The 25,768-nt window shown below is 55.2% G+C and carries 17 protein-coding genes and 8 pseudogenes; 10 read left to right on the forward strand and 15 right to left on the reverse strand.

Features of this window, described 5'->3' with window-relative positions; genetic code table 11:
- Window positions 1-118 precede the first annotated feature (118 nt).
- From JCM15764_RS21600 to JCM15764_RS27760, 8 genes and pseudogenes are all read right to left on the reverse strand, one after another.
- Window positions 119-586, reverse strand: a complete 468-nt coding sequence (locus JCM15764_RS21600; protein ID WP_243688283.1) for a methyl-accepting chemotaxis protein — start codon at window positions 584-586, stop codon at window positions 119-121.
- Complete coding sequence (locus JCM15764_RS03460) at window positions 568-1,827, reverse strand: methyl-accepting chemotaxis protein (RefSeq protein WP_243688284.1); 1,260 nt, start codon at window positions 1,825-1,827, stop codon at window positions 568-570. Before JCM15764_RS03460 ends, JCM15764_RS21600 begins: the two co-directional genes overlap by 19 nt.
- A gap of 134 nt (window positions 1,828-1,961) precedes the next feature.
- Window positions 1,962-3,870, reverse strand: a pseudogene (selB, locus tag JCM15764_RS03465) (selenocysteine-specific translation elongation factor).
- A 49-nt stretch (window positions 3,871-3,919) separates the two neighbouring features.
- Window positions 3,920-4,591 carry a four helix bundle suffix domain-containing protein gene (locus JCM15764_RS03470; protein WP_054692647.1) on the reverse strand — a complete coding sequence of 224 codons (672 nt, stop codon included), beginning with the start codon at window positions 4,589-4,591 and terminating at the stop codon, window positions 3,920-3,922.
- Window positions 4,592-4,743: 152 nt separating this feature from the next.
- Window positions 4,744-6,569, reverse strand: a pseudogene (locus JCM15764_RS03475) (ABC transporter ATP-binding protein).
- Window positions 6,569-7,396, reverse strand: a complete 828-nt coding sequence (locus JCM15764_RS27750) for an ABC transporter ATP-binding protein (protein WP_369412229.1) — start codon at window positions 7,394-7,396, stop codon at window positions 6,569-6,571. The pseudogene JCM15764_RS03475 and the gene JCM15764_RS27750 overlap by 1 nt, the downstream one beginning before the upstream one ends.
- 103 nt (window positions 7,397-7,499) lie before the next feature.
- Entirely contained in the window at window positions 7,500-8,042 is a 543-nt protein-coding gene (locus JCM15764_RS27755; RefSeq protein ID WP_369412230.1) for an ABC transporter transmembrane domain-containing protein, read from the reverse strand.
- On the reverse strand, window positions 8,039-8,425 hold the full coding sequence (locus tag JCM15764_RS27760) for a 6TM ABC transporter family protein (RefSeq protein ID WP_369412231.1): 387 nt from the start codon (window positions 8,423-8,425) through the stop codon (window positions 8,039-8,041). Before JCM15764_RS27760 ends, JCM15764_RS27755 begins: the two co-directional genes overlap by 4 nt.
- A 246-nt stretch (window positions 8,426-8,671) precedes the next feature.
- Between JCM15764_RS27760 and JCM15764_RS03485 the strand changes: the two genes are divergently transcribed.
- The 9 genes and pseudogenes from JCM15764_RS03485 (at window position 8,672) to JCM15764_RS03515 (ending at window position 16,254) form a co-directional block, all read left to right on the forward strand.
- A complete protein-coding gene (locus tag JCM15764_RS03485) occupies window positions 8,672-9,256 on the forward strand; it encodes a 4Fe-4S dicluster domain-containing protein (RefSeq protein ID WP_054692650.1) in 585 nt (194 codons plus the stop codon).
- The gene (locus tag JCM15764_RS03490) at window positions 9,253-10,143 is read left to right on the forward strand and encodes a CoB--CoM heterodisulfide reductase iron-sulfur subunit B family protein (protein WP_054692653.1); all 891 of its coding nucleotides are present in this window, start codon (window positions 9,253-9,255) and stop codon (window positions 10,141-10,143) included. Before JCM15764_RS03485 ends, JCM15764_RS03490 begins: the two co-directional genes overlap by 4 nt.
- Window positions 10,144-10,225: 82 nt before the next feature.
- Window positions 10,226-11,938: a CoB--CoM heterodisulfide reductase iron-sulfur subunit A family protein gene (locus JCM15764_RS03495; protein WP_243688285.1), complete on the forward strand. Its 1,713-nt coding sequence runs from the start codon at window positions 10,226-10,228 to the stop codon at window positions 11,936-11,938.
- Window positions 11,935-12,219, forward strand: coding sequence for a hypothetical protein (locus tag JCM15764_RS30585; protein ID WP_243688286.1), 285 nt, complete (start codon window positions 11,935-11,937; stop codon window positions 12,217-12,219). The genes JCM15764_RS03495 and JCM15764_RS30585 overlap by 4 nt, the downstream gene beginning before the upstream one ends.
- Before the next feature lie 486 nt (window positions 12,220-12,705).
- Window positions 12,706-13,206 (forward strand): hydrogenase iron-sulfur subunit, encoded by a 501-nt coding sequence (locus JCM15764_RS03500; RefSeq protein WP_054692656.1) that lies wholly within the window; start codon window positions 12,706-12,708, stop codon window positions 13,204-13,206.
- 29 nt (window positions 13,207-13,235) lie between these two features.
- Window positions 13,236-13,628, forward strand: coding sequence for a hypothetical protein (locus tag JCM15764_RS21610; RefSeq protein ID WP_243688287.1), 393 nt, complete (start codon window positions 13,236-13,238; stop codon window positions 13,626-13,628).
- On the forward strand, window positions 13,565-14,182 hold the full coding sequence (locus JCM15764_RS03505) for a ferredoxin family protein (protein ID WP_243688288.1): 618 nt from the start codon (window positions 13,565-13,567) through the stop codon (window positions 14,180-14,182). Before JCM15764_RS21610 ends, JCM15764_RS03505 begins: the two co-directional genes overlap by 64 nt.
- Window positions 14,183-14,255: 73 nt before the next feature.
- Window positions 14,256-15,258 (forward strand): annotated as a pseudogene (locus JCM15764_RS03510) (4Fe-4S dicluster domain-containing protein).
- Between the two features lie 151 nt (window positions 15,259-15,409).
- Window positions 15,410-16,254, forward strand: a pseudogene (locus JCM15764_RS03515) (FAD/NAD(P)-binding protein).
- A 180-nt stretch (window positions 16,255-16,434) separates the two neighbouring features.
- On the opposite strand, the gene JCM15764_RS03520 reads toward JCM15764_RS03515, so the two are convergent.
- Together JCM15764_RS03520 and hemG are read right to left on the reverse strand one after the other, a co-directional pair.
- A complete protein-coding gene (locus JCM15764_RS03520; protein WP_054692659.1) occupies window positions 16,435-17,319 on the reverse strand; it encodes a zinc-ribbon domain-containing protein in 885 nt (294 codons plus the stop codon).
- A 214-nt stretch (window positions 17,320-17,533) separates the two neighbouring features.
- Window positions 17,534-18,887, reverse strand: a pseudogene (gene hemG / locus JCM15764_RS03525) (protoporphyrinogen oxidase); the annotation flags it as partial.
- Between the two features lie 228 nt (window positions 18,888-19,115).
- On the opposite strand from hemG, the pseudogene JCM15764_RS03530 reads away from it, so the two are divergent.
- Window positions 19,116-20,013, forward strand: a pseudogene (locus tag JCM15764_RS03530) (DnaJ C-terminal domain-containing protein).
- 42 nt (window positions 20,014-20,055) lie between these two features.
- Here JCM15764_RS03530 and JCM15764_RS03535 read toward each other — a convergent pair.
- The 5 genes and pseudogenes from JCM15764_RS03535 to mfd form a co-directional block, all read right to left on the reverse strand.
- A complete protein-coding gene (locus tag JCM15764_RS03535; protein WP_054692662.1) occupies window positions 20,056-21,018 on the reverse strand; it encodes a peptidylprolyl isomerase in 963 nt (320 codons plus the stop codon).
- Window positions 21,019-21,100: 82 nt separating this feature from the next.
- Window positions 21,101-21,292 (reverse strand): hypothetical protein, encoded by a 192-nt coding sequence (locus JCM15764_RS21620; RefSeq protein WP_243688322.1) that lies wholly within the window; start codon window positions 21,290-21,292, stop codon window positions 21,101-21,103.
- Window positions 21,288-21,785, reverse strand: a pseudogene (locus tag JCM15764_RS21630) (peptidylprolyl isomerase); the annotation flags it as partial. The pseudogene JCM15764_RS21630 and the gene JCM15764_RS21620, both read right to left, overlap by 5 nt.
- The gene (locus JCM15764_RS21635; protein ID WP_243688292.1) at window positions 21,698-22,024 is read right to left on the reverse strand and encodes a hypothetical protein; all 327 of its coding nucleotides are present in this window, start codon (window positions 22,022-22,024) and stop codon (window positions 21,698-21,700) included. The pseudogene JCM15764_RS21630 and the gene JCM15764_RS21635, both read right to left, overlap by 88 nt.
- Before the next feature lie 54 nt (window positions 22,025-22,078).
- A pseudogene (gene mfd / locus JCM15764_RS03545) lies at window positions 22,079-25,554 on the reverse strand (transcription-repair coupling factor).
- Between the last annotated feature and the right edge of the window lie 214 nt (window positions 25,555-25,768).

The raw sequence follows: 25,768 nt of genomic DNA on the forward strand, positions 1-25,768 counted from the left end.
CGGAATAGTTCCTTGTGGGGGCACCTCCCAAGTATGCCGATCTACTAACCTTTTGATATAATTAGCTGAAGTACCTTTTATAACACTAAGTTCGCATTTGTCAATGAATTGATTATAATTATTTTCCCAATTCTATTTTAAAGATCGACATTTCCTTGCTCAGGACCCCTATCTGCTGGGAAAGACCCGCGGCAACGCCATCCATTACTCTGGTGGCATCCACTGTCGTTTTCGTGGACTCGGCGATATCTTCAATTGCCTGAACGATACGACAACTGCTTTCCGCCTGCATTCCGCACGCTTTTTTGATGTTTTCTATCATAGAGGAGATACCCTCAGTAGAGCGGACAATAAGACTACTTGAGCTGCTTTGTTCCTGAGATGATGATTTAACCTGGCTGGTCAGGGTTTTCATGCGCTCTGCGGCAGACATGATCAGCTCGCTCCCCTTGCCCTGCTCCCTGGTGGCCTTGGCAATCTGCTTGACCATGTCGGCAACACGGTCCATTGCCCCGCTGATTTCTTGGCTCCCTTGGGACTGTTCCACCGTCGTCCGTGCGATCTGGTTTACCTGTTCCGTAGCCATCTGGCTCCAGAGACGATTTTTTCCAGCATTTCACCAGAACGCTGGGAAAGCTTCTCGCCTTCACCGATGCGCTGCTCAGCAAGGTTGAATGCCTTTACAGCCCGCTGGGTCTCTTCCTGAACCCCTTTGATGATATCCGTGATCTCCCTGGTGGAATTGCCGGTACGCTGGGCAAGTTCTTTTATCTCTCCGGCAACGACGGCAAATCCCTTGCCGTGCTCACCGGCCTGGGCAGCGATGATCGAAGCATTGAGAGCCAGCAGGTTGGTCTGTTCGGCGATTTCGTCTATCACCTGGATAATTTTGCCGATGTTGCCCGCCCGCATTGCTAGATTCTCTATGGATTCAAAGGAGGTCCGGGAAGCGCGGCGGATTTCTTCGATCCCGGAAATGGTCGCCTCCACCGATGCACGCCCCGATTCGGCATCGTTGCGCACCTCTTCGGAAATGGCCGCCGTATTCAGGGCATTTCTTTCCACCTGTTTGATGGAGTCTCCCATTTCCGTCACCAGCTTGGCCGTAGTCGTGGAATCGGACATGAGACTGTTGACGCTGCGGCCAATCTCCTTCTCAGCAGATGCCATTTCTATGATGGAGCTGCTTACCTCTTCGACCGCCTCAAAAAGCGCCTCCACATGCTTTGCCACCTCTTCGATGCTGGCCGACATCTCCAGGATGGATGACGCATTTTCCGCCGAGGATCTGGAAAGGCTTTCCACTCCCTGCGCAACGTCATTTATGGATTGATTAATCTCCTGGACGGCAATGGTAGTCCCTTTGACCCCTTGGGACTGAACTTCGGCGACGGTGACCCCACGCCTGGAAACTTCCTTGATATCCACCGCCATCCTGCTCAGTTCGTGGATGGTAATCTTAACCCTTCCAGCCATCCCCGACAGATTTTGTAGCATGACATTGAAGCTGCTGCCGAGAATTCCGAGCTCGTCCCCTGAATCCACCTGCACCCTGGCGGTCAGGTCCCCGTCTGCCCCACGGTTCATGGCATCGGCTATGATATGTACCCTTTTGACCATTTTTCGGGCGGCCAGCATCAGGAACACAGTCAGCGCAACCAGGGCATTCACGGAGAAAGCAACGCCGGCAAGAATGGCATATATATGAGAAGCTGAAGCTGACCGACCCATCTTCATGCTGATATAAATACCGGACAACGAAGCAACAAAACCGCAAATCAGTGAAAAACGGATAAAGCTGGAGCCGAACCTGAGATTTCTAGCCATATTGTTTTCCTTGACAAACATAAATATGAAACTCATTGCATATTAGATGAAGCATTGGGAGCCCGCAAGGGGAAAATAGCAAAAAAAGAACAGGGTTCTATTATTTTGCATTAAAGCTTTCAACAGGTTGGCTGTTAACCTTTGCGCAGCACGCGCTTATCTCCAACACGGATGGTCAGCTTTTCCTGATCAAAATACTCCAGAAGGGGGATCATGAATTTCCGGGAAAGACCGGTAAGTTCCCTGAACTCAGGTGGGGCGATTTCCCCCTTGTCCTTGAGATAAGCAGTCAACTTTTCCCGTATTGTCACAATGGGATCAGGCGCGTAAAAAACATCACCTTTGATTTTCACCGCCTTATGATCCCGCACCAGGAGATTCAGAAGCTCGAGCACCTGTTTCTCTGTGCATTTGCAGTCATTGCATAATTCTTTTATGGTGGGAGGCTCCATTGCACCCTTCTGCAGGGCAGCCGCAATCTTTGCCTGGATGGCGGCCTGATCGATGGTAGCCTCCCCCTTGCGCCCCGGCAGCCTGATAATATCCCTCTCCGAGACCGCCTTTCCTTCCTTCTCAAGGGCAGCCAGGATCGGGCCGAAGAAACGGGGGTCACTGCGCCTGGGTATGCGAGACTTGAGTTCTTCCTTGTTGATGCCGTCTTTCATGGGATTGTCGCGGAGATAGGTCTGCAGTTCCTCCATCAACTTCGCCTTCAGCCCTTCAAAGGCAGCTTTGCCGAGAAAAATCCTGGGTTCGCGTACCACCTGCAGCACCTCTCCAGAGGTAAGAAGGGTTGCCAGAGCTGCATCGATTCTTTTTACCGACATGCCGGTACGGTTGATGATTTCATTGAGAGGGAGGCCTGACAGGAGGCTGGCGGCGACCATCATCCTGACCTTATCCGCCTCGTTGCCCGCTTCAATGGCCTCAAGGAGTGCAATGGCCTCTTCGGAACGCCGGCGACGGCGAGGTGGATCCGGATCGAGGATGCTACCACCCCCAAGGGTAGCCTGGGGCGAATAGGTTCGCAGGACGAATGGGTCACCGGGAAGAAGCAGTACCGGATTAGCAAGACGCAGCTGTGCACAGGCGGTATCTCCCGGTTTGAGCGTGTCCCGATCCAGAAGAATGACCTGTGCCGGCACCTCATAGGTGGCCGAATGGAGACGCAGGGTGGCACGGTGCTTCAGCTCTCTCGGTGCCGTACTCAGGTAGTTGAGGCGTACGTCCACGACCCGGGTCGGCCGGTACAGGCCTTTGGGCACCACCACGTCACCCCGCAAAACCTGGTCATGGTCCACCCCCTGCAGGTTGACGGCAAGCCTTTGACCGGCCAGACCACGGTCGGTTTTTGCGCCATGGGCCTGGATGCCGCGGACTCTGCATTCGCGACCGGCCGGCAGCAATTCAACCTCATCCCCAACCTGGACCTCACCGGAAAGGAGCGTTCCGGTGACAACCGTTCCAAAGCCGGTCACGGTGAAAACCCGGTCTACCGGCAGGCGAAAGGGGCCATCATGCCGTTTCTCCTCCACCTCCAGTGCCAGCCGTGCCAGCTCCCCCTTCAGCTCATCAAGTCCTGCACCGGTGCGCGAGGAAACCGGGACTATGGCGCTTCTTCCAGGAAGCTGCCGGACAGGTATTCCCGCACCTCTTCCGTCACCAGACCAAGCCATTCGCTGTCCACCATATCGGTCTTGGTCAGGGCCACCAGCCCCTTCTTCACCCCGAGAAGCTGGCAGATCTCCAGATGCTCCCTGGTCTGGGGCATAATCCCCTCATCGGCGGCAATGACCAGCATCACCAGGTCCATGCCGCGACCCCGGCCACCATGGCCCTGACAAACCGTTCGTGACCCGGTACATCGACGATGCCGAACTGTATCCCTTCCGGCAGTTCCAGATGGGCAAAGCCAAGCTCGATGGTTATGCCCCGCGCCTTCTCTTCCTTGAGCCGGTCGGTGTCGATGCCGGTCAAAGCCTTGACCAGCGAGGTCTTACCATGGTCGATGTGTCCTGCAGTACCGAGAATGAGATGTTTCATGATTTAGGTTCCATGATCATAATTTGGTTTTGGCGCTGGTTTTGAAACCTCACTTCTTGTTTGATTTGCTGGATGACGTAGATCTTTTATTGGCGCGCACCCGGTAGAGGCGCTCGGTGAAGCCGCCTTCGGTTTCAAAGGCGGTTGCCTGGGCTGCAATCTGCTTGTCCAGCAGGCTGCACGCCACTGCCAGCAAGGTCAGGGCGGCGTTTGCGGCGATTTCAGCATAAGAGCTTGTGGACGACGTGGACTGTATGGACGAAGTGGACAAATCAGCTTTTGGTCCATGTAGTCCACTGTTTTGTCCACGAGGTCCATGGTTTGCGCTTTTTTGTTCCTTCACCCAGGTCGACACCTCATCCACCGTTTTGCAACGTCGGGCAATCAGCCCGGCTCTGCGGGGATCTTGCCGGTCCCAAAGCGGCAGACCGCGTTGCCGCAGGAAATCCTCATAGTCCAGTTTCAGCTCTTCAAGACTCGCTCTGGCAACGTTCGTCAGCTTGAGTTCTGTTTTCTTTGATGTTCCTGAAGCCTGGCTTCCTTCGGCGATATTTTGAACGCCGGACCTTGCCGCCTGCACCATCTGGTCATTGGTACGACTGAACCTGGAAATATATCGTGCACAGAAACGGACGGTCAGGTCATAGACCAGCTGCGCCACCTGAAAACTCTTCAGGCTGCGGTAGCCGCCATGCTTCAGGATAAGCTGTTCGTCTGCCATGTGTAAAGCCTTTACATGAATTGATTGAGTGATACGTAATCCTTGATGTACTCGGGGATGCGACCGCGCCATTCCTGGGGCACCCCCTTGAAGTCGGCCATGCCGAAGGTCGGGTTGACATTCAGTCGAGTAAATCAATTGTTTAACCAAGCTCAATCCTTGAACTGCAGCTGGTGCAGCCGGTAATAGAGCCCCTTGGCTGCCATCAGCTCCTGGTGGCGGCCCTCTTCAATTTTCTCTCCCCGATGGATGACGGCGATCCGGTCTGCATCCTTGATGGTCGAAAGGCGGTGGGCCACCACCAGTGAGGTGCGCCCGGAGAGGAGTCCTTTCAGGCCTGTTTCTATCAGACGTTCCGCTTCGCTGTCAACACTGGCGGTGGCCTCGTCAAGGATCAGGATCTCCGGATCAAAGGCAACGGCCCGGGCAAAAGAAATCAGCTGGCGCTCGCCCGCGGAAAAATTAACCCCGCGCTCCCGTACTTCCTCGTCAAAGCCCTTTGGCAGCTTGCGGATAAATCGATCGGCGCCGACCACCGCCGCTGCCTGCTCCATGCGTGCCTCTGCAGCAGGATCGCCAAGGGTGATGTTGTAGGCAATGGTGCCGGTGAACAGGTAGGGATCCTGGAGCACTATGCCGATCTTGCGCCGCAGGGTGGCCAAGGGCAGGGTGCTTATATCAGTGCCATTAATTCTTATGGAGCCACGATTGATCTCGTAAAGCCTGGACAACAGGCGCGTGATTGTCGTCTTGCCGCCGCCGCTCTCTCCGACTAACGCCACCTTTTCCCCCCGCCTGAGCTGCAGAGTGAAGTCCTTGAGAACATAGTCGTCCCCCTGGTAGGCAAACCAGACATTTTGGAAATGGATGAACGGTTGGCCCTTCCCCTTCCCCCCTCCCATGAAGGGAGGGGGAGTTTCAGAAGCAGAATTCTGATTTAAGGCACCCTCTTCCCTTGTGGGAGACGGTGAAACCTCCTTCTCCGCATCCAGCAACAGAAAAATCCGTTCCAGGGCCGCCATCGCCCCCTGCATGACAGAATACTTGGCCGACAAGTCGCGGATGGGGGAGAAGAATTTCTCGATATACTGAATGAAGGCCACCAAAGCACCGAAGGTCAGGGTGCCGCGGCCGATCTCCCCCCCTCCATACCAGATGATCAGGCCGACCGCCACGGCAGAAATCGCCTCTACCCCGGCGAAAAGGGAGGCATCCCAGGTGATTACCGGCAGATTGGCGTCCCGGTATTCCCTGTTGAGGCGGCGGAATTCTTCCTGCTCGCCACGCTGGCGGTTGAAAAGTTGCACGATTGCCATGCCGCCGATACTTTCGGCAAGAAAGGTGTTGAGGTTGGCCAGCCGGGCCCTGACCTGGCGAAAGGCGGTGCGCATCCGGTTGCGGAAGGTGAAGGCGACCCAGACCAGTACCGGCAGCACGGAAAAGGTGACCAACGACAGGCGAAGGTTCATCCAGAGCATGATGCCGATGATGCCCGCCAGAACCAGGATGTCGCCGACAATTGTAATGATGCCCGCAGCAAACATTTCCCCCAGGGCCTCCACATCGCTGGTCAGCCGGGTAACCAGACTTCCCGCCGGGGTCCGGTCAAAAAAACGGGTGGAGAGCCGCTGGACGTGGCTGAATAACTCAATGCGCAGGTTGAACATGATCCGCTGCCCCAGGTACTGGAGCAGGTAAACCTGGATAAAGGTGAATGCGGCCTCGGCAATAATCAGCCCCAGATATGAGGCGGCGATGACCGGGAGCCCCTCCATCTTGCCGGCGACGATGTGATTATCGATGGCCACTTTCAGGAGCCATGGCTGGGCTAGCCTGCAGGCAGCCACCAGAGGCAGCACGATCAGCGTTCCTGCCACCAGCCGCCGGTATGGCAAAAGATAGCGCAGAAACCGCCCCATCAGCTTTCGATCATAGCTTTGCCGACTATTTCGTCTTCATAGATGCCGCCGAAGTGCATCAATACCCCTCTATTTCCATGCGCAGCAGCTGCTCGCGGTGGATGGCCGCATATCGCCCCTGTAATGCCAGGAGTTCTTCATGGCTTCCCTGCTCGATGATGCGCCCTTCATCCATGACCAGGATCAGGTTGCATTTCCGCAGGGCCGAAAGACGGTGGGAGACGATGATAACCGTCCGCTCGCCATAGTAATCCGCCAGGTTGGCCAGTATTTCCTCCTCGGTGCGGGCATCCACAGCCGACAGTGGATCGTCCAGGATGAGGATTGCCGGATTCTTCAGCAGCGCCCGGGCGATGGCGGTACGCTGTTTCTGCCCGCCGGAAAGGGTTACCCCCCGCTCCCCGACCAGCGTTTCATAGCTGTCGGGAAAGCGCAGAACGTCCGGGGCAATCCCTGCCAACCGCGCGCTGTTCTCCATCTCCTCCCTGGTTGCCCCTTCCTTGCCATAGGCGATGTTGGCGCCGATAGTCCGGGAGAAGAGAAAACTTTCCTGGGGAACGAAACCGATGGCCTCACGTAACTGCTTGAGCGGAATGTGGTTGATGTCGGTGCCGTCAATGAAGATCTTGCCGTCGGCCACCGGATAAAGGCGCGGTAGCAGCCGCACCAGTGAGGACTTGCCGCTCCCGATGGGGCCGACAATGCCCAGGCGCATGCCTTTATTAATATGGAGGCTGATATGGGAGAGGGCTGGAGAGAGGGAATTGTCATTATAGCTGAAGGAAAGATCCCTTATTTCGATGTTGCCGGTAATTGTCACCGGTGTCGGCTGCGCCGGTTCCCTGACGGTCTCCTTTGCCTCCAGCACCTCGTTTAGCCGTGACATGGAGCCGCTCCACGCTGCAGCAGGTTGAGAATCCAGGCCAGCATCAGAGTCGGCCAGACCAGCATTGCCAGGTAGCCGTTGAAAGCGACGAAGTCTCCCAAAGTCAGTTCCCCGGAGATGACCCGCTGCCGCCGACAAAAAGCACGATCAACGTCCCCATGGCGCCACTGGCGGCCATGATCGGTATCATGGCGCCTCGAATCCTGGCCATGCCCATGTTGCTTTCCAGATAGCTGCTGCTGATTTCTGCAAATGAGCCGGTTTCAGCATCTTCCCGGCAGTATGACTTGATTACCGTGGCAGCAGAAACGTTTTCTTCCACCTTACTTGTCAGTCGCGACAGATCCTCCTGAACAGTCTGGGCTCGCGTGAACATGGAGGCACTCATACGCTTGACGATGAAAATGGTCAGAGGAAACGGGATGATGGCACAGAGCGTCAGGTGGATGCTGATATGCCCCATCAGGGAGAGGGCCGCTACATAGACGATGGCGGTATTGATGACATTAAGCATGCCGAAACCAAGAAGCATGCGGACATTGGTCAGGTCGTTGGCAAAGCGGGACATGATGTCGCCGGTACGCTCACGGGAAAAATAGGGCAGATCCAGAGTGAGGAGCTTTGCATAGAGGTCTTCGCGGATCATGTATCGATGCGGCGGCCGGCGTGGAGGAGGGTAGTCCTGGAAAAAATGCGGATCACCCCCTGGAGCAGGGCCGAAACCATGATCAGCAGCGCATACCAGGCGGGGCTGTGCATGGATGTTCCCTGTTTGCCCAGGCTGTCGATGGCCAGTTTAAGCAGCCACGGAATGAGCAGAGCAAAGCCGTTGGTGCCGAAAAGCCAGAATAACCCTGTAAAATAAGCACCGCGGCAGGTTGCTACATAACGGTATAGTCTGGAAAGCTCGCTGATACAGACCTCGGAAGATGAAAAATAGTGGAAGGGTTCATTTTTATTCTTTTTTACTCCGGCTGTCAAAATGAGTTTCAAGCCGAAACAGATGCAGTTGCTATTTCCCAGGCCCATGAACTATACTCGAAGCTCCTGATCCGCCTGATTGCTGTCGATAGCGGACGCTGTTTTATTTTTATCAAGGCCATCATGCCATTAATGTTGACAAAGCGCTTTCCAGTATGTTATTCAATTTTTACCTAAATTAAATTTTATAAGCTAACTAGTTATTTTATAAGGCTCTTGCCTGTCGAATATTTTAACTTTGCTAAAAATGCTCTCTTTTAAAAAACGATTTGAAAGATAAAAAGAGGTGGAGCGGTGAAACGCAAAAAAATGCTCCTTTCCAACGAAACCATGAACATCGGTTTCGTCAATAAAGTCGAGGCCCTCTCCGGCACCTCGGTCCGCCGTTGTTTCCAGTGCGGTAAATGCTCGGCCGGATGCCCCATGGCCAGCTTCATGGAACATCCCCCCAACCGGGTGGTTCGCCTGCTTCAGCTGGGCCAGTGGGAGCGGATACTGGCCGGGCGTTCCATCTGGTACTGCGCATCCTGTGAGACCTGTGCCACCCGCTGTCCCAACAAAGTCAATCTGGCAGCCATCATGGATGCCCTGCGCAAGCTTTCGTGGGATGCTGACGGACCCTCAAAGGAAAGCTTCGTTCAGCTGGCCAACCGGCTCTTCATCGATAACATCCGTACCTATGGCCGCCAGTACGAGATGCGCCTTGGCGCCGTCTTCAATGTCAAGAGCGGCCAGTTCATGAAGGACCTGCTGCTCGGCCCCAAGCTCCTTTCCCGGGGCAAGCTGAAAATGTTCCACTCCAAGAACAGGAATATCAGTGAAATAGAAAATATCTTCAGTCGCATCGAAGAGATGCGGAAAAAAGGGGAGGCGCCGTGACCCCCGGTAAAAAGATTCTCAGTTACGCCTATTATCCCGGCTGTTCCCTCCATGCCTCGGCCAAGGAATATGATATCTCCACTCGCGGTGTCTGCAAGGCGCTGAAGATCGGACTGGAGGAAGTGCCAGACTGGTTCTGCTGCGGCGCGACTCCGGCCCACAACGTGGATGAACTGCTCTCCCTCTCCCTGTGTGCCAAGAATCTTTCTCTGGCCGAAGGGGTAAAGGGGGACTTGGCCGTCGCCTGTGCCGCTTGTTTTTCGCGGCTCAAGACCACCCAGCATCATCTGAGGCACAACGATATCCAGCGCAAACAGGTGGAAAAGGCCATTGCCGCCCCGGCGCCTATGGAGAAGAAGGTCAAACACCTGCTGGAGATCCTGGCCAGAGATTTTGGACTGGATAAACTTGAACAGGCTGTAACCAAACCATTGAACGGCCTCAAGGTCGCCTGCTACTACGGTTGCCTGCTGACCCGTCCTCCTGAGGTGCCGGAACTGGATGACTGTGAAGCCCCGAGCATCATGGAAAACGTCCTGGCTGCTCTTGGAGCCGAACCTGTCTCCTGGTCGCACCGTCTCGAATGCTGCGGCGCCAACTTCACCCTGTCGCGACCCGGCGTTGTCCTGCAGCTTTCAAATGCCATACTTGCCTCGGCCAAGGCTGCAGGCGCCGACTGCGTCATGGTCGCCTGCCCGCTTTGCCATGGTAACCTGGACATCCGTCAGAAGGAGATCGAGGAAGGCTATAAGGTCCAGTATGGCATGCCCGTCTTTTATATCACCCAGATGGTGGGGCTGGCGGTCGGTGTATCCGCCAGCCGCCTGGGCCTGGAAAGCATGATGGTCAATCCGCAGCCGCTTTTGAAGGAAAAGAATCTGCTGTAGGGGCAGGCCCGTGTGACTGCCTGAACGGTCGACCACATGGGCAGGGCGACCACACAGGGTCGCCCCTACGAGGAACGTGTAAATGTCAAGAATCGGCGTATTCATTTGTCACTGTGGAGAGAACATCTCCCGAACTATAGACGTGGAGCGGGTTGCAGCTTATGCAGGCAGGCTGCCAGGTGTTGCCTGCGCCACCGAATATAAGTATATGTGCTCCGATCCGGGGCAGAACCTGCTGAAAAAGGCCGTGGCCGAGCACAAGCTCACCGGCATCGTAGTTGCGGCTTGCAGTCCGCGCATGCATGAGAAGACCTTCCGCAAGGCGGCCCAGGCAGCTGGCCTCAACCCGTTCATGTGCGACATGGCCAACATCCGCGAGCATTGCTCGTGGGTTCATGAGGACCGGGAAGAAGCGACGGCCAAGGCGAGCGATATCGTCAGGTTGATGGTGGAACGGGTCAGGCGTGGAAAAAACCTTGAGCCGATCACCGTCCCCGTGACCAAGCGGTCGCTGGTCATCGGTGGCGGCATTGCCGGCATCCAGGCTGCTCTGGACATCGCCGACGCCGGACACCAGGTGGTGCTCGTGGAGCGGGAACCCTCCATCGGCGGCCATATGGCACAGCTTTCCGAGACCTTTCCCACCCTTGACTGTTCCCAATGCATCATGACCCCAAAGATGGTCGATGCCGCCAATCATCCCAACATCAAGCTCTACACCTGGTCGGAGATCGAAAGCATCGACGGCTATATCGGCAACTTCTCCGTCACCATCCGCAGGAAGGCCCGCTCGGTTGATGAGGATGCGTGCACCGGCTGCGGTATCTGCATGGCCAAATGCCCGCAGAAGAAAATCCCCAACAAATTCGACCAGAACCTGGGCCTGCGCTCTGCCATTTATGTCCCCTTTCCCCAGGCGGTACCCAATACGCCGGTCATTGACCGGGAAAACTGCCTCAAGTTCAGGACCGGTAAATGCGGCCTCTGCGCCAAAGTATGCGGACCTCAGGCCATAGATTTCGAACAGCAGGACCAGCTTGTAACGGAGCCGGTCGGCGCCATCGTCGTTGCCACCGGTTTCGACCTCTACTCCATCGACAGGAAGCCTGAGGGAAGCCCCATCGAGGGTTACGGCGAATTTGGTTATGGCGCCATCCCCGATGTCATCGACGGTTTGACCTTCGAGCGCTTAGCCTCGGCCTCCGGCCCTACCGGAGGCAAAATCCTCCGTCCTTCAGACGGCAAGGAGCCGAAACAGGTGGTGTTTATCCAGTGCGTTGGCAGCAGGGCCAGGGAAAAGGGCATTTCCTACTGCTCCAAGATCTGCTGCATGTACACCGCCAAGCATACCATGCTTTACCACCACAAGGTTCACGACGGCCAGGCTTACGTCTTCTACATGGATGCCCGCACCCCCGGCAAGAGCTATGACGAGTTTTGGCGGCGGGCGGTGGAGGAAGAGGAGGCGGTCTATATACGCGGCATGGTTTCCCGGCTCTACCAGAAGGGGGACAAGGTGGTGGTTATGGGGAGCGATACCCTGGTGGGGGTCCAGGTGGAAATCGAGGCCGACCTGGTGGTATTGGCGACGGCAGTCCAGGCCCAGCCTGGCGCTGACAGCCTGGCCCAGAAGCTTGGTATCTCATACGACAAATACAACTTCTATTCGGAAGCCCATGCGAAACTCAGGCCGGTGGAGTGCGCCACGGCCGGCATCTATCTGGCCGGAGCCTGCCAGGGGCCGAAGGATATACCCGATACGGTGAGCCAGCCTCGGCAGCAGCGGCCAAGGTGATGACTCTCTTCGCCAAGGATCAGCTGGAGCGGGAGCCGATTGTGGCCCGGGTCAACGAGAAAAATTGTGTCGGCTGTTTTACTGTAAAAAGTCTGCCTTATGGCGCCATTGAAGAAAAGGAAATCAGGGACCGCCAGGGGAACCTGATAAGGGTCGTCGCCTATGTTAATCCCGGCGTCTGCGGCGGCTGCGGCACCTGCCAGGCCACCTGTCCGTCCAAATCGGTCGAGCTGGATGGCTACACGGATGAGCAGATCGTAGCGATGATAGAGGCACTGTAAGAAGAAGCAATCCACCACTAAGACACTAAGAGCACTAAGGAAGGCGAAAGACGCAAAAACAAGAGACTCGATTGCTTTAGCGTTGCCCCCAAAGATCTTGGTTTTCTTAGCGTCCTTAGTGCCTTAGTGGTTAAAGGTTTTAAGATCGCCATTGTCGAGGCGTTGTAAGAAAAACAGGATCCACCACGAAGGCACGAAGAGCACGAAGGAAGGCGAAAGACGTAAAAACAAGAGACTCGGTTGCCTTAGCGTTGCCCCCAAAGATCTTGGTTTTCTTAGCGTCCTTAGTGTCTTAGTGTTTAAAGGTTTTAAGATCACCATTGTCGAGGCAGTGTAAGAAAACAGGATCCACCACGAAGGCACGAAGAGCACGAAGGAAGGCGAAAGACGGAACAAAAAGCTGGATAGATCCTAGGCTTGGCTTTACACCTAAAAGTTTTTGATTTCTTCGTGTCCTTCGTGTCTTCGTGGTGAAAGGTTTTAATCATGCAACCAGAAAAACAACATCACGACTTCGAACCAAAAATCGTCGCTTTTGTCTGCACCTGGTGCACCTATGCCGGGGCCGACCTGGCTGGGACCAGCCGCCTGCAGTATCCGGCCAACGTGCGCGTCCTCAAATTCCCCTGCACCGGCCGCATCGATCCGGTCTTCATCTTGAAGGCCTTTCAGAAGGGAGCAGATGGCGTGCTCGTCTCCGGCTGCCATCCCGGCGACTGCCACTACATGGCCGGTAACTTTCACGCCCGCCGCCGCTTTGCCGCCTTCCGAAAACTGTTGGAGTTCGTTGGCGTCGATCTGAACCGCCTCCAGTTCTCCTGGGTTTCCGCCGCCGAAGGGGGGAAATGGGTGGAGGTGGTCACCGAGCTCACCGAGCGGGTCCGCACCATGGGACCCATGACCCAGTTCAAGGAGTTGGAACTGGAAGAACACTGGTCGGGAAAGCTGGATACTCCGGAATTGAAAGAGGCGTATGGCAGCATCTAAGCTGGAAAGACTCGCACTGAAGGTTATACATGAACAATACGGCAGAAAAAATCGTAGCAACCCCCTCCATCGATACCACCGGGTACGCCGCCACCAGCGAAACCATCCGGAAGGAAGCGGCCAAACTGCTTGCCGACGGCAGCGTCACCGCCGTCATCGGCTACAAGGCCGGCCGCCGGGCCGGCACCGCAATCCCCTATATCATTACCGATCCGGCTAAGGCCAGTGAACTTATCTTCTCGCCGGCTTGCGTCAACAACCTGGCCCTTTACCTGACCAAGGCCAAGAAAGAGATCCGCCGAGCCGGCAAGATAGCCATCGTCGCCAAGGGATGCGATATGCGGGCACTGGCAGGCTCTTGGGTGAATCACAGCTCAAGAGGGAGGATCTCTATATCATTGGCGTCGCCTGCGCCGGGGTAAAAGGGAACGGACCTGCGAACAGTGAGCAGCTTACCGCCGGAAACATTTCCCGCAAGTGTCGCGAGTGCCCCGTCCATACACCCGAAGGGGCTGATCTCATTGTGGGAACAATCCCTGACCTTCCGGAACTGACCCCGCTGGAGGGCGAAGAACTGGCACGGCTGGAGGCGATGACCCCTGGGGCGCGCTGGGCCTTCTGGAAAGAGCACTTTTCCCGCTGCATCCGTTGCCTTGCCTGCCGCCAGGTCTGCCCTTTCTGCTACTGCGAGCAGTGCATGTGCGACCGTAACCGCCCACAGGCAGTGGAGACAACGCCGCGTCCGGCAGGGAACACAGCCTGGCACATCGTCCGTGCCATGCACCTGGCAGGACGCTGCGCGGGTTGTGCAGAATGCGAACGGGCCTGCCCCATGGATATTCCCTTGAACCTCCTTAACCGTAAAATGGCCAAGGAGCTGAAGGCACTCTATGACTTCGAGGCTGGGCTCACTCCAGTGGAGAAGGGGCCGCTAGCAGAATACAAAGATAATGACGACCAGAGTTTCATCAAATAATTTAGTAAGGGCGGCTCTCCGTGGCCGCCCATCATCAGGGCAACCACAGGGGGTTGCCCCTACAGGAAACAAAATGCAGAAAACGATCACTGACCAGAACCTCTGTATCCTTATCGACATCCTCATCAAAGAGGGGACACGCGTTGTTGCGCCCAGGCAGAACGGCAGCATAACCCTTTACGAGCCGCTTGACAGTGGCGAGCAACTGGCCCTTGGCACTCTGCCACGACGCTCGGCCAAGGAGACCTTCTTCCCCCTCTGCGAAACCATCCTCACCTATGAGAAAAACTGCGATGGAGTAAAGGTGGCAGATGTGGATGTGGCGGCTTTTACCGAGACCGTTCTTGTTGGGGCGCGCCCTGCGATGCTGCTGCACCTTCCATTCTCGATGCCGTTTTCTCCTGGGATTACAACGACGAGTTTTTCCTTGAGCGTCGCCGTAAGACCACCATCATCGGGTTGGCCTGTGCCACTGCCGACGACGCATGTTTCTGTACGGCTGTAGGACTCTCTCCCCAGGACAGCAAAGGTCGGATCTTTTTCTTACCCCCTTGACCGAAGGAGGCTATGCCTGTGATGGTTTCACGGAAAAGGGGAAGGCTTTTCTGGGTCGATATGCATCGCTTTTCGATGAGCAGGGTGAAACAAAGCCGCTGCCTGTGTCGGAACCTGTGGCAGCTCGCCTGGATTTGGCCAAGATCAAGACCTGGCTCACAGAAAACTTTGAAAGCCCTCTCTGGCAGGAGATCGCCGACCGCTGTGCCGGCTGCGGCGCCTGTGCCTTTCTCTGCCCGGTCTGCCACTGCTTCGATATTGTTGATGAGGGGACCGATGCCAAGGGAGCGCGGCGGAAGAGCTGGGATGCCTGCGGCTTCGGCAAGTTCACCAACCACGCCTCAGGCCACAATCCCCGCGATATCCAGAACAAGCGCTACCGAAACCGGATCATGCACAAGTTCAAGTACTACGGTGACAAGTTTGGTCAGACCCTCTGTACTGGTTGCGGCAGATGCATCCGGCATTGCCCCGTGGGGATCGATATCAAGGCGGTCCTGGAGAAGATTCAAAAACAATAAATCCACCACGAAGACACGAAGAGCACAAAGGAAAGATGAAAGACACAATTCAGGACAATCAGGATCAAAGGCAAAAACAGTTTGGCATATGCTTTTGTCCTGAGATGATTTACTTAGTGTCCTTCGTGGCTTCGTGGTGAAAAGGCATCTTATGTGCGATCACAATAAAAATATCTATAAACCGCATCTCGCTACCATCGAATCGATCATCGATGAAACCCCGGACGTGCGTACCTTGCGGCTGGTGTTCCAGGACGAGCAGGTAAGGGATACATTTTCATTCCGCGCCGGCCAGTTTGCCGAGTACTCCGCCTTCGGTGCAGGCGAGTCCACCTTCTGCATTGCCTCTTCGCCCACCAGAAAAGGCTATATCGAGTGCTGCTTCCGGGCAACCGGCCGGGTGACCGAGGCACTGCGCAGGTTGGAGGTGGGTGAGACCATCGGCGTGCGAGGACCCTACGGCAATTCCTTTCCCATTGAATCCTTCTTCGGCAAAAACCTGGTCTTCGTTGCCGGAGGCATCGCGCTCCCCCCCTTGCGCACGGTGATCTGGAATTGCCTGGACTGGCGTGACAAGTTCGGCGACATCACCATCGTCTATGGTGCCCGCACCGAGGCCGATCTTGTCTATAAGCAGGAATTGCAGGATTGGCAGGAGCGGGGGGACGTGAAGCTGGTGAAGACGGTGGATCCGGGGGGAAATGGCCCTGAATGGGACGCAAGGTCGGCTTTGTGCCCACCATCCTGGAAGAGGCCGCCCCTGCCGCAGAAAACACGATCGGCCTGGTCTGTGGCCCGCCGATTATGATCAAATTTACCCTGCCGGTGCTGGAAAAGCTGGGCTTCAAGGATGACGCCATTTATACGACCTTGGAAAATCGTATGAAATGCGGACTGGGGAAATGCGGCCGCTGCAATGTGGGCAATGTCTACGTCTGCAAGGATGGACCAGTATTCACTGCTGCCCAGGTCAAGGCCATGCCCCAGGAGTTCTGAGGCTGGTGACTCAGAGTTTGTTGGAGGGGTTTGGGTCCGGGAAGTTTCCGGACCCTTTTTTTACAGGTTACGGTTACCGATGTCTGGCTTTCTCCTTATACCTGCAGTAGATAAAAAAACGGCCAGGGCTGATGTTTACTTCCTGACCGTCTGAAAACATCATCGACAGATGTTCCTTCTTCACATGTTGATGCCGGTAACTATCTGCAACTGCCGGTTTGCCGGATCCTCTTTCTTCTCGCCTGCATAAAGGCCACGAATCTTGCACAGCATGTCGAGGCCCATCATCCTGGTCGTCCAGTCGGGTTTTTCCACTCCTTCAACATACTTGACCGCCTGACAGATTTCCTGGACCATCTGCACCACATAGTCGTCGTTCATTCCATGGGCATCCAGCTTTGTCATGATGCCCTTCACCGCTCTGTTGGAGATCTGATTAGCAGGCGGTTGCCCATCGACAGATGTTACCACCTCGGGTACGCGGGTAGCAGACATCGCCTCTGCAGCTGCTTTCGCGGGCTCAGGGTCTTGTTTGTGCCGTTCGACAAAGGTGGCAAAGGCATCGTATTCAGACTCCGGCTTACCTGCCATGGCGGGCTCTTTGGAAAAAGCATCCGCCAAACCTTCGGCACCTTGAGTTTCAGTTTCGTATATTTCTGTCGCGTCATCAAAACTGCCATTGTCAGTTATTTCGACGACAACATCCCCTTGTCCATCGGTGTCTTTGACCGGCTTTGCTGCAGTTTCCGCTGCAAACCTTGAGAAAAAAGGCCCGCCGCTGCCCATGAGCGGGCTTTGCCTTTTGGCCCTTTCCGGAGCTGCATCGTTGAACATGGAAGCATCAAATCCGGTAGTGCCGCCTGATTTAGCCTGTGCCTGAACGGGTTCTCCCTGGGCCAGTCGGTCGGCTGTCCCAGGTGGGGAGGCAGATGTGGTCACAACAGGCTCTTTTTTCAAGACAAATGCGTGTGAGCAAACTGAGCAGCGGGCTTTGATGCCCGTATCGGGTATTTTTGCGTCATCAACCTGAAACTTGCTGTTGCACTTTTCGCAATAAACGATCATCCACGTTCTCCTGAAAAACAACTAATCCCTGCCGCCTCAATCACTTATATTCGAACTATTTTTATAGCAGAAGGGGGACAAGAGTGTCAAATATTCCATCTTTACAGCAATGGATGGCCATCTGAGAGACCTGAAGCTTACTTTACCGTTGCAGGGATGAAACGGTCATGTGGGAAATCCTCCATGGCCGCACGTGCTCTGCCCCAACCGGCAGCTATCTTTTCTGCAGATGTTCCATAACCTCGTTGCTGCTCCTCTCGGCTGCCGCCACACAGTCATTGAGACCGATGCCTCGGTAGCTGTTGCCGGTAAGCAAAAGCCCCTGGTGATTCCGTCCGGCATCCAGCAAGGCCTGCAGCCTTTTGCCGTGCCCGACGGTGTACTGGGGGATTGCTTTTTCGTGGCGGAAGATCCTGACAAAATCTGGTGGCGCAGCTATTCCCATGATGGTCTTCAGGTTGTCACATACCCTGCGTTGCACCTCCTCATCGGATAGCTTGATGTACTCGGGAAAACAGGCTCCGCCCATCATGCTTCGCAGCAGCACCCTGCCTTGGGGCGCCCTGTTCTCGAAGATGCTGGAATCCCAAAGGGTACCGAGGATATTCATTCCTTCTCCCTTGGGAATCAGATAGCCGAACCCGTTCAGGTCATGGCTGATCTTATCCTGCTCATAACCGAAGCAGACAACGCTCATCGTTGCATAGGGGATCTGACCAAGGATGCCGGTCATGGCACTGTCCAGTCCTTCCAGCATCTTCCCCGTAGCGTAGGCCGGGGTCGCCAGCACGACCACGTCGGCATCAAGATCCCTGCTGGCTGTCTCGACCCGGTACGGTACCGAGCTTCCCTTGCAGATCCTGACAACCTCTTCACCGACAGAGAGCATTTCGCAACCCAGCTGGCCGCGGATGATTTCGGTCAAGGTCTGGAGACCATCACGGAACGAGGTGAGAATGCCGCCCGGCCCTGCCGCACTTGCCACCGCTTTACCTTCGGCAAGTTCCTGTTTTTTCTTTTTCGCCAGCTTGACCATGGCCATGACCAGTCCGCCGTATTCACGTTCCAGTTCGGCAATCCTCGGGAAGCAGGACTGCAGGGACATGGTCTCAGGATCACCGGCAAAAATGCCGGAAACCATGGGCGCTATCAGCTTGCGTAGCGCTTCGTCACCAAGTCGGCGTCGGCCGAAGGCAGCCAATGTCTCGTCCACTCCATCAGGCGCTTTGGTGATTAAGGGGGTGGGTTCCAATGCGAGGCGCAACTTTCCGGGCCAGGAGATAAGCTTGCTTTTGAAGAAAGAGGGACCGTTCTCAGGCAGTTGGTGCAAAACGCCTTCAGAGTAGATGAAACGTTTTCTTGCATTATCATTGCTGCGCAGAAGCTGCGAATCAGCCTGCAGGTCCCGGCACAGGTCCAGAGTCTGGGGCTTGTTGTCGAGAAAACCGTTGGCCCCATTCGCAGAGATAACCATCTGCTTTAATGCTCCTGATCTTTCCACCGACCCGCTCTTCTTTCTCCAAAAGGGCTATTTCCAGTTCCATCCCGGCGTTTTTTGCCTTCTCCCGCAGGAGCCAGGCTGTTGCAAGACCGGAAATGCCGCCGCCTACAATTATCGCTTTTTTCATTTTGTGCTCTCCCTGTTGGGCTTTATGGGGCTGGAACAGCTGAATACTAAGCCCTTCTAACCTTTCTTGTCAAGGCATACGCTGGTGTTACAATGGTTGACATAAGAACTTTGCGCCATTACATTGGCTGTTCCGAATTGAAATTGAATATATGGCGAAAGGACATTCATGGCAACCACCGACTATTATCAGGTGCTTGGGTTGAAAAAAGGGGCATCTGCCGACGAGATCAAGAAAGCTTACCGAAAGCTGGCCGTCAAATATCACCCGGACAAAAACCCTGGCAATAAGGAGGCTGAGGAAAAATTCAAGGAGATAAACGAAGCCTATGCGGTTCTCTCCGATCCCCAAAAAAAGGCACAGTACGACCAGTTCGGCGATACCGGCTTTCACCAGCGCTTCTCCCAGGAGGATATTTTCCGCGGTTTCGATGTGGGGGACCTTTTCAAGGACAAAGGCTTCGGCACCGACGACATATTTTCCCGCATCTTCGGCGGCGGTTTTGGTGGCTTCCAACAGGGGGGTGGTCGGTTCGCCCAGAGACCCCACAAGGGTGACGACTTCTCCATGGAAGCGAACGTGTCCTTTCGCGAAGCGTTCAGCGGCTGTGAAAAACGCATTGCCTACATGAAGGACGGCCAGCGGGAGGAGCTTTCGGTAAAGATCCCTGCCGGCATTGAAAACGGTGCCAAGCTGAGGCTGCAGGGTAAGGGGGGCAGTGGCATCCATGGCGGGCCTAACGGCGACCTTTATCTTACGGTGAAAGTCGGAGGAGATCCGGTACTGCAGCGGGAAGGTGATGACATCGTCGTCTCCCAGGAGGTGAGGTTCACGGAAGCGGCCTTGGGTGCCTCCCTGGATGTGCCGACCATGGATGGGACCAAGAGGATCAAGATCCCGGCAGGCATCCAGCCGGGCACGAAGATCCGGCTGAAGGGGCTTGGATTCCCGCGCCTGGCAGTCCGGACGCGGTGATCTCTTCGTCAGGGTCGGGGTAAAGGTGCCGGAACAGCTGACCGGACCACAACGGCAGTTGCTGGAAGAACTGTCGAAGAAAGGCTTGTAAAACTACTGCAAATGCTAACTACCTGGAATGCAGCGCCTTTTGTCACTGCTTTATTTCAATGGCGGCCTCTTTGCGAAGATCGTTGACCCACTGGTTGAATCGCTCTTCCGATTTCTTTTTATAGAGAAGATCTTCGATTTCCGCCTTTACCTCTTCAAAGGGCCGCGGTTTGCCTTTGCTGCGTTCTTCCAGCTTGATGATATGGAAACCGGCGGCAGTCTTGACCGGATCGCTGACCTCTCCGGGTTTCATGCCGCTGACTGCGGCTTCGATCTCCCCTATCATGTCCCCTTTTTTAAAGGTACCAAGGTCTCCGCCATCCTTTTTTGCCGCAGGGTCGTCCGAGAACTGCCTGGCCAGCTCGGCGAAATCCTTGCCGCTCCGAGCCTCCTGCAAAACCTGCGTTGCCGTCGTCATTACCTTTGCCGCTTCACTCTCCGGCGCATTTTTGTCGACCTTGAAGAAGATGTGGCGGGCGCGGAAGAACTCTTCCTCGCCGTAACGGTTGTGATTGGCTTCGTAATATTCCCTGATTTCACGCTCCCCAACCTGAATCTTTGAGCGCACTTCCTGGCTCATCAGCCTCAGGCGCTCAAGTTGTTCCCTGAGTTGGGTCTTGTACTGTTCAAAAGAAAGTCCTTGTCCTGCAAGGGCAGCGACTAAAGCTTCCTGCGTCAGGTTGTTCTGTTTCTTTACATCCTCAATGGACTGTCTCAGTTCCTCTTCGGGAACCTTGATATCCAGCTCTTTGATCTTTTGCTCAACCAGCTTTTTGTCTATCAGGCGGTCAAGTGCAATTTTGCCTAATGCAGCCTTGTCCGGAGTCTCGGCAGTTTCTTTTTTCTCCATCTCCTTGATTATCTGGCCAGTCTCTTTCTGCACTTCAAGGGTGGTAATGATATCGTCGTTGACAATGGCGGCAACTGCAGTGATCAGCTCCCCTTTCGCAGCTGCGGGATAAATGAAGAGGACACCGACGGCAAAATAAAGCAAGAACTTGTTCATAATGGCTTCCATGGGCTCGGGTTAGTGCAAAAAAGCGGCCGGACGAAACGCCCGGCCGCAGTTCCAAAAGTAAAAAGGGTGGTTATTTCTTGTCCGGTGCTGGCGGCTGCGCGTTAGATTTATCTGCAGGTTTTTCACCGTCCAGTGTCTTGAGTGCATCTTCTTTCACCGTGACCTTGGCGCCCTTTTTCAGATCTTCCTTTAGCTTCTTGAACACTTCCTGCTGTTTCTCGGGAAGGATGGCCGCTTTAATCTGCTCTTTCACCTCATCCAAAGGTCTGACCCCTGCAGGACGTTTTCCCGTGAGCTTGATGATGTGGTAACCGTACTTGGTCTGGACTATGCCAGAGGTTGCACCTTCCTTGAGGCTGAAACTACGTTCTCGAATTCGGGGAGCATGGACCCTTGCCGAACCAGCCCAGGTCTCCTCCTTTTGCAGCGGCTGCATCGATGGATTGTTTTTTCGCCAACTCTTCGAAGTTGCCCCCTGCCTTGAGCTGCTTGAGGATTTCCTGCGCCTCGGGCTCGGTTTTCACCAGAATGTGGCTCGCCCTTACCTGTTCGCCAGTGCGGAACTTTTCCTTGTTCTTATTGTAAAAATCCTGAAGCTCAGCGTCGCCTATATTTGCCTGCTCCTCGACTTTTTTCTTCAGGAATGCCTCAACGATAATCCGGTTTTTCAACTCTTCCAGCTTGTCGGCCACAGCCTGACTCTTGTCGATACCATCCTTCTTCGCCTGCTGGAGAATGAGCTCCCGGACCACCATGGTATCGAGCAGCTCCTTCTTGCCTTCACTGTTTCTGCCATTGGCTTCAGGTATGGGGGAAGCGCTTCCACCTCTTTATTGAAATCACTGCCGGTAATGGTCGAGCCATTGACCTCTGCCAAGACCGGCCCGGATTTCTTTTCTTCCTTGGCTCCGGTACCTGTTTGCCCCTTGCAGCCGAAAACTGCGGTAAAGCAGAGTGCGACAAAGAATAGCTTTCCAGTTTGTCTGTAGTTCACGCCATGACTCCTTAGATTATATTAATATTTTCTCAGTCTTTTATAAGTAGCACATCACCCTAGGGTTTTCAAGAGATTTCCCGCCTCCTTGAGTACGCCATCAAAGGAGGTGTCGGCAAGTTCGGCGCAAAGACGGAAATCGGGGGTAAACTGGTATTTTTTCGGTTGTTGACGGATCAAGCCAATGATGGTGTCTGGTGAAACGGGAGTCTTCTGGTGGAAGGAGAGAACCAGCTTTTTGCCGTCGAATTCTATCTCCTTGACCAGCATTGCCTTCAGCGCTACCCGCAGCTTCATGACCTCAACCAGATAGAGGGCCGCCAGCGGCAGTTTGCCGAAGCGATCGACAAGCTCGCCCATTATCTCCGCCACATCCTCCTCTGAAGTTGCCTGGGTAAGGCGTTTGTAGATGATCAGCCGCTGGTTCGGTTCTCGGACATAATCCTCGGGGATAAACGCCGGAATACGCAGCTTGATCTCCGGCTCCACCCGTTCCGCAAGCTCTTCACCCTTCAACTGTCTGATTGCTTCTTCCAGCAACTCGGTATAGAGCTCGAAACCTACCGCAGCAATATCGCCAGATTGACGTGCACCCAGCAAATCACCGGTACCCCTGATCTCGAGATCGTGGGTCGCAATGCGGAATCCGGCTCCCAGCTCGGTCAGCTCCTGAATGATCTTCAGCCGCTCCCTGGCATCTGCCGATATGGCACCCTCGCCGGGTATGAGCAGGTAAGCGTAGGCGCGCTGCTTGGAGCGCCCGACCCTGCCGCGCAGCTGGTAGAGCTGAGAAAGCCCGAAGGTGTCGGCCCGGTTGACGATGAGGGTATTGGCAGTGGGAATGTCCAGGCCGGATTCGATGATGGTCGTACAAAGCAGCAGGTTGCTTTCCCCATGCATGAACGAAAGCATCACCCTTTCCAGCTCCTTCTCCTCCATCTGTCCATGCCCGACGGCTATCTTCGCTTCGGGGACGATCCTTTGCAGGTGCTCCGCCATGGCGCCGATGGTCTGTACCCGGTTGTGGACGAAAAAAATCTGTCCCCCCCGGCGCAATTCCCTGAGCACCGCCTCGCGGATCAAATCATCGGAAGTGCGGGCAACGAAGGTTTTAATGGCAAGCCGATCCACCGGAGGGGTATCGATGATGGAAAGGTCCCTGATGCCCATCAGCGACATGTAAAGTGTCCGGGGAATAGGGGTGGCGGTCAGGGTCATGATGTCGACCACCGCCCGGTATTTCTTCAGCCTCTCCTTGTGGGTCACCCCGAAACGCTGCTCCTCGTCGATGATGAGTAGCCCCAGGTCCTTGAATACGATGTCCTTCTGCAGGAGACGATGGGTGCCGATAACAACGTCCACCGTCCCGTTTTTCACCCCCTCGATGATCTCCTTCTGCTCCTTGGGGGTGCGGAAGCGGGAGAGCATTTCCACCTTCACCGGGTATGATTTCAGACGCGCAGAAAAGGTTTCCATGTGCTGCTGGGCGAGAATGGTCGTCGGAACCAACACAGCCACCTGTTTGCCGTCCATGACTGCCTTGAAGGCGCCACGCAGAGCAACCTCGGTCTTGCCATAGCCAACATCGCCGCAAATCAGCCGGTCCATTGGCTTCTTGCTCTCCATGTCGAGCAACACGTCCTCGATTGCCGCCTGCTGGTCAGGGGTTTCCTCATAGGCGAAGGCCGCCTCGAATTCCTGGTAAAGCTCATCGGGAGGCGAAAAGGCGTGACCTTCTTCCACCTGGCGTGCTGCATATATCTTCAACAGCTCGCCGGCCATTTCCTGGATGGCTGCCCGGGCTTTGGCCTTGGTTTTCTCCCAGCCGGCCCCACCCAGCTTGTCCACATGGGGTTCAACTCCCTCGGCCCCCACGTAACGCTGCACCAGGTTGATCCGGTCCACCGGCAGGTAAAGCTTGTCGGCTCCGGCGTATTCCAGGAGCAGGAAATCACCTTCCATGCCGGAAAAGGTGAGATGCTGCAGTCCCCGGTAGATGCCGACACCGAAATCGATGTGCACCATGTAATCGCCGGGCTTCAGTTCGGCCAGGGAAGTAAGAAGCTGCTTCCTTCTCGCCTCGGAAACGCCACGGCGTTTGATCCTGACGCCGAAGATCTCCTCCTCGGCAATAACTGCCAACTGGTCTTCATCTAGCTGGAATCCCCGTGAGATATCCCCGACCATGATGCGCAACTGGCTGTCGGAACGCCCCAACTCACCGGGAAAATCCCGTTCCGAGAGAGCCAGCGGCAGATTGTAATGGGAAAGCATCTCATAAAGGCGCTGGGCCTGATTGCGCTGGTGGCAAACCATGAGCACATGTTTTTGTTCGGCCTGCCGGGCAAGAAGCTTTTCCACCAGGGGTTTCAGCACTCCTTCACCCTCGGCCGTAACATCCAGCTTGAAGCAGCTGTTGTCCTGCACCTGAAGTCGGATGGTCTGACCGGCGTCCCTGCCGCCGGCTATCTCCAGGAAGGGGATGGATAGCGCCGCCCCCGGTCAAGGTAGCTGCCAAGCTGCTCTTGATCCAGAAAGAGATCATTTCTCTCACAGACAATGCTGTCCCTTTCCAATGATTTACGTTCACCATCCGCAAGTTCTTCGGCAAAACCATTCTCCGCTGCTGCCATGGCTGCAGGGTCGTAGATGACCTTGAGGAAATCTTCACCGCAGTAGTCAAAAAGGTTTTCCAGGTCAGGGTGGAACAGGGGTTGAAGGTACTCGACCCCGGGGGGGTAGATGGCGCTCTGCAGCTGCTCCAGTAGTTCACGACGTCTGGTAGCAGGTATCTCAAGGGCGTCGCACCTTCTTTTCAGCCGGGGTGCAAAAGCTGTCAGGACTTCTTCGGAGATGACCACCTCGCGTGAAGGGAGAAGGATCAACTCCTGCAACGGCTGCAGGGAGCGCTGGGTAACCGGGTCAAAGGTGCGGATGGTGTCGACGAAATCGCCGAAGAACTCGATACGGACCGGTGTCGGCAGGTCCGGGGGGAAGATATCCAGTATTCCTCCCCGGATGGAAAACCCACCCCGATCCTCCACCAGCGGCACGTGAGAGTAGCCTAACTTGACCAGTTTCTCAAGCAGCAGATCCCGCTCCGCCTCTTCACCGGCGACGATATACTGGGAAATTTGACCAAGGGTTTTTCGCGGCAGGACCTTCTGCATCAGTGCGGGCAGGGGAACAATCACAGCGCCGGCCCTGCCGTCCATCATGCGGAACAAGACGTTGAGCCTCTGCCCTACGATATCGCCATGGGGAGAGGCCGTGTCGAACGGGGTCGTATCCCAGGGGGGGAAATAGAGAACCCGCTCATCGCTGCCGGAATAAAAGCGCATCTCCCGGTACAGCTCCTCTGCTGTGTCGGTGTCAGGTGTGATTATGAAAAGAAGCCGAGAGTGCTCATCCCACAGGCGGGAAAGAATGTAGGCGGGAGCAGAGCCTTTCAGTCCGGCAAGGGAGACACTGGCATCGTCTGGTGCAATGGCGGCGACAATTTTTTTTTGGCTGGAGATAAAAGCGGTCATGGCAACGGTTGCAGCAATTGGAATAAACGGCATTGAACCTGAAAAGCATAACAAAAAAGCAGTTGTTTAGCCACAATTATGGCAAGAGCAGCTTGCTGCGCTCTTTTTCCGGCCGGACATTATTCCTTAAAGAAAAAAGGTCCATCGCCGAAAAGTTTTTTAAGCCGCCAAAAGCACCTGACTCTGGTGCTTGGCACGACAACATCCATACGGG

This window comes from Geotalea toluenoxydans JCM 15764 (genome assembly GCF_001311985.1).
Lineage (GTDB): Bacteria > Desulfobacterota > Desulfuromonadia > Geobacterales > Geobacteraceae > Geotalea > Geotalea toluenoxydans.

What these genes read in the sequence shown, in the direction of transcription:
- JCM15764_RS21600 (WP_243688283.1), bottom strand. Translation starts at nt 586, where the DNA reads ATGGCTACGGAACAGGTAAACCAGATCGCACGGACGACGGTGGAACAG.
- JCM15764_RS03460 (WP_243688284.1), bottom strand. Translation starts at nt 1,827, where the DNA reads ATGGCTAGAAATCTCAGGTTCGGCTCCAGCTTTATCCGTTTTTCACTG.
- JCM15764_RS03470 (WP_054692647.1), bottom strand. Translation starts at nt 4,591, where the DNA reads ATGGCAGACGAACAGCTTATCCTGAAGCATGGCGGCTACCGCAGCCTG.
- JCM15764_RS27750 (WP_369412229.1), bottom strand. Translation starts at nt 7,396, where the DNA reads ATGTCACGGCTAAACGAGGTGCTGGAGGCAAAGGAGACCGTCAGGGAA.
- JCM15764_RS27755 (WP_369412230.1), bottom strand. Translation starts at nt 8,042, where the DNA reads ATGATCCGCGAAGACCTCTATGCAAAGCTCCTCACTCTGGATCTGCCC.
- JCM15764_RS27760 (WP_369412231.1), bottom strand. Translation starts at nt 8,425, where the DNA reads ATGGGCCTGGGAAATAGCAACTGCATCTGTTTCGGCTTGAAACTCATT.
- JCM15764_RS03495 (WP_243688285.1), top strand. Translation starts at nt 10,226, where the DNA reads ATGTCAAGAATCGGCGTATTCATTTGTCACTGTGGAGAGAACATCTCC.
- JCM15764_RS03500 (WP_054692656.1), top strand. Translation starts at nt 12,706, where the DNA reads ATGCAACCAGAAAAACAACATCACGACTTCGAACCAAAAATCGTCGCT.
- JCM15764_RS21610 (WP_243688287.1), top strand. Translation starts at nt 13,236, where the DNA reads ATGAACAATACGGCAGAAAAAATCGTAGCAACCCCCTCCATCGATACC.
- JCM15764_RS03520 (WP_054692659.1), bottom strand. Translation starts at nt 17,319, where the DNA reads ATGATCGTTTATTGCGAAAAGTGCAACAGCAAGTTTCAGGTTGATGAC.
- JCM15764_RS03535 (WP_054692662.1), bottom strand. Translation starts at nt 21,018, where the DNA reads ATGAACAAGTTCTTGCTTTATTTTGCCGTCGGTGTCCTCTTCATTTAT.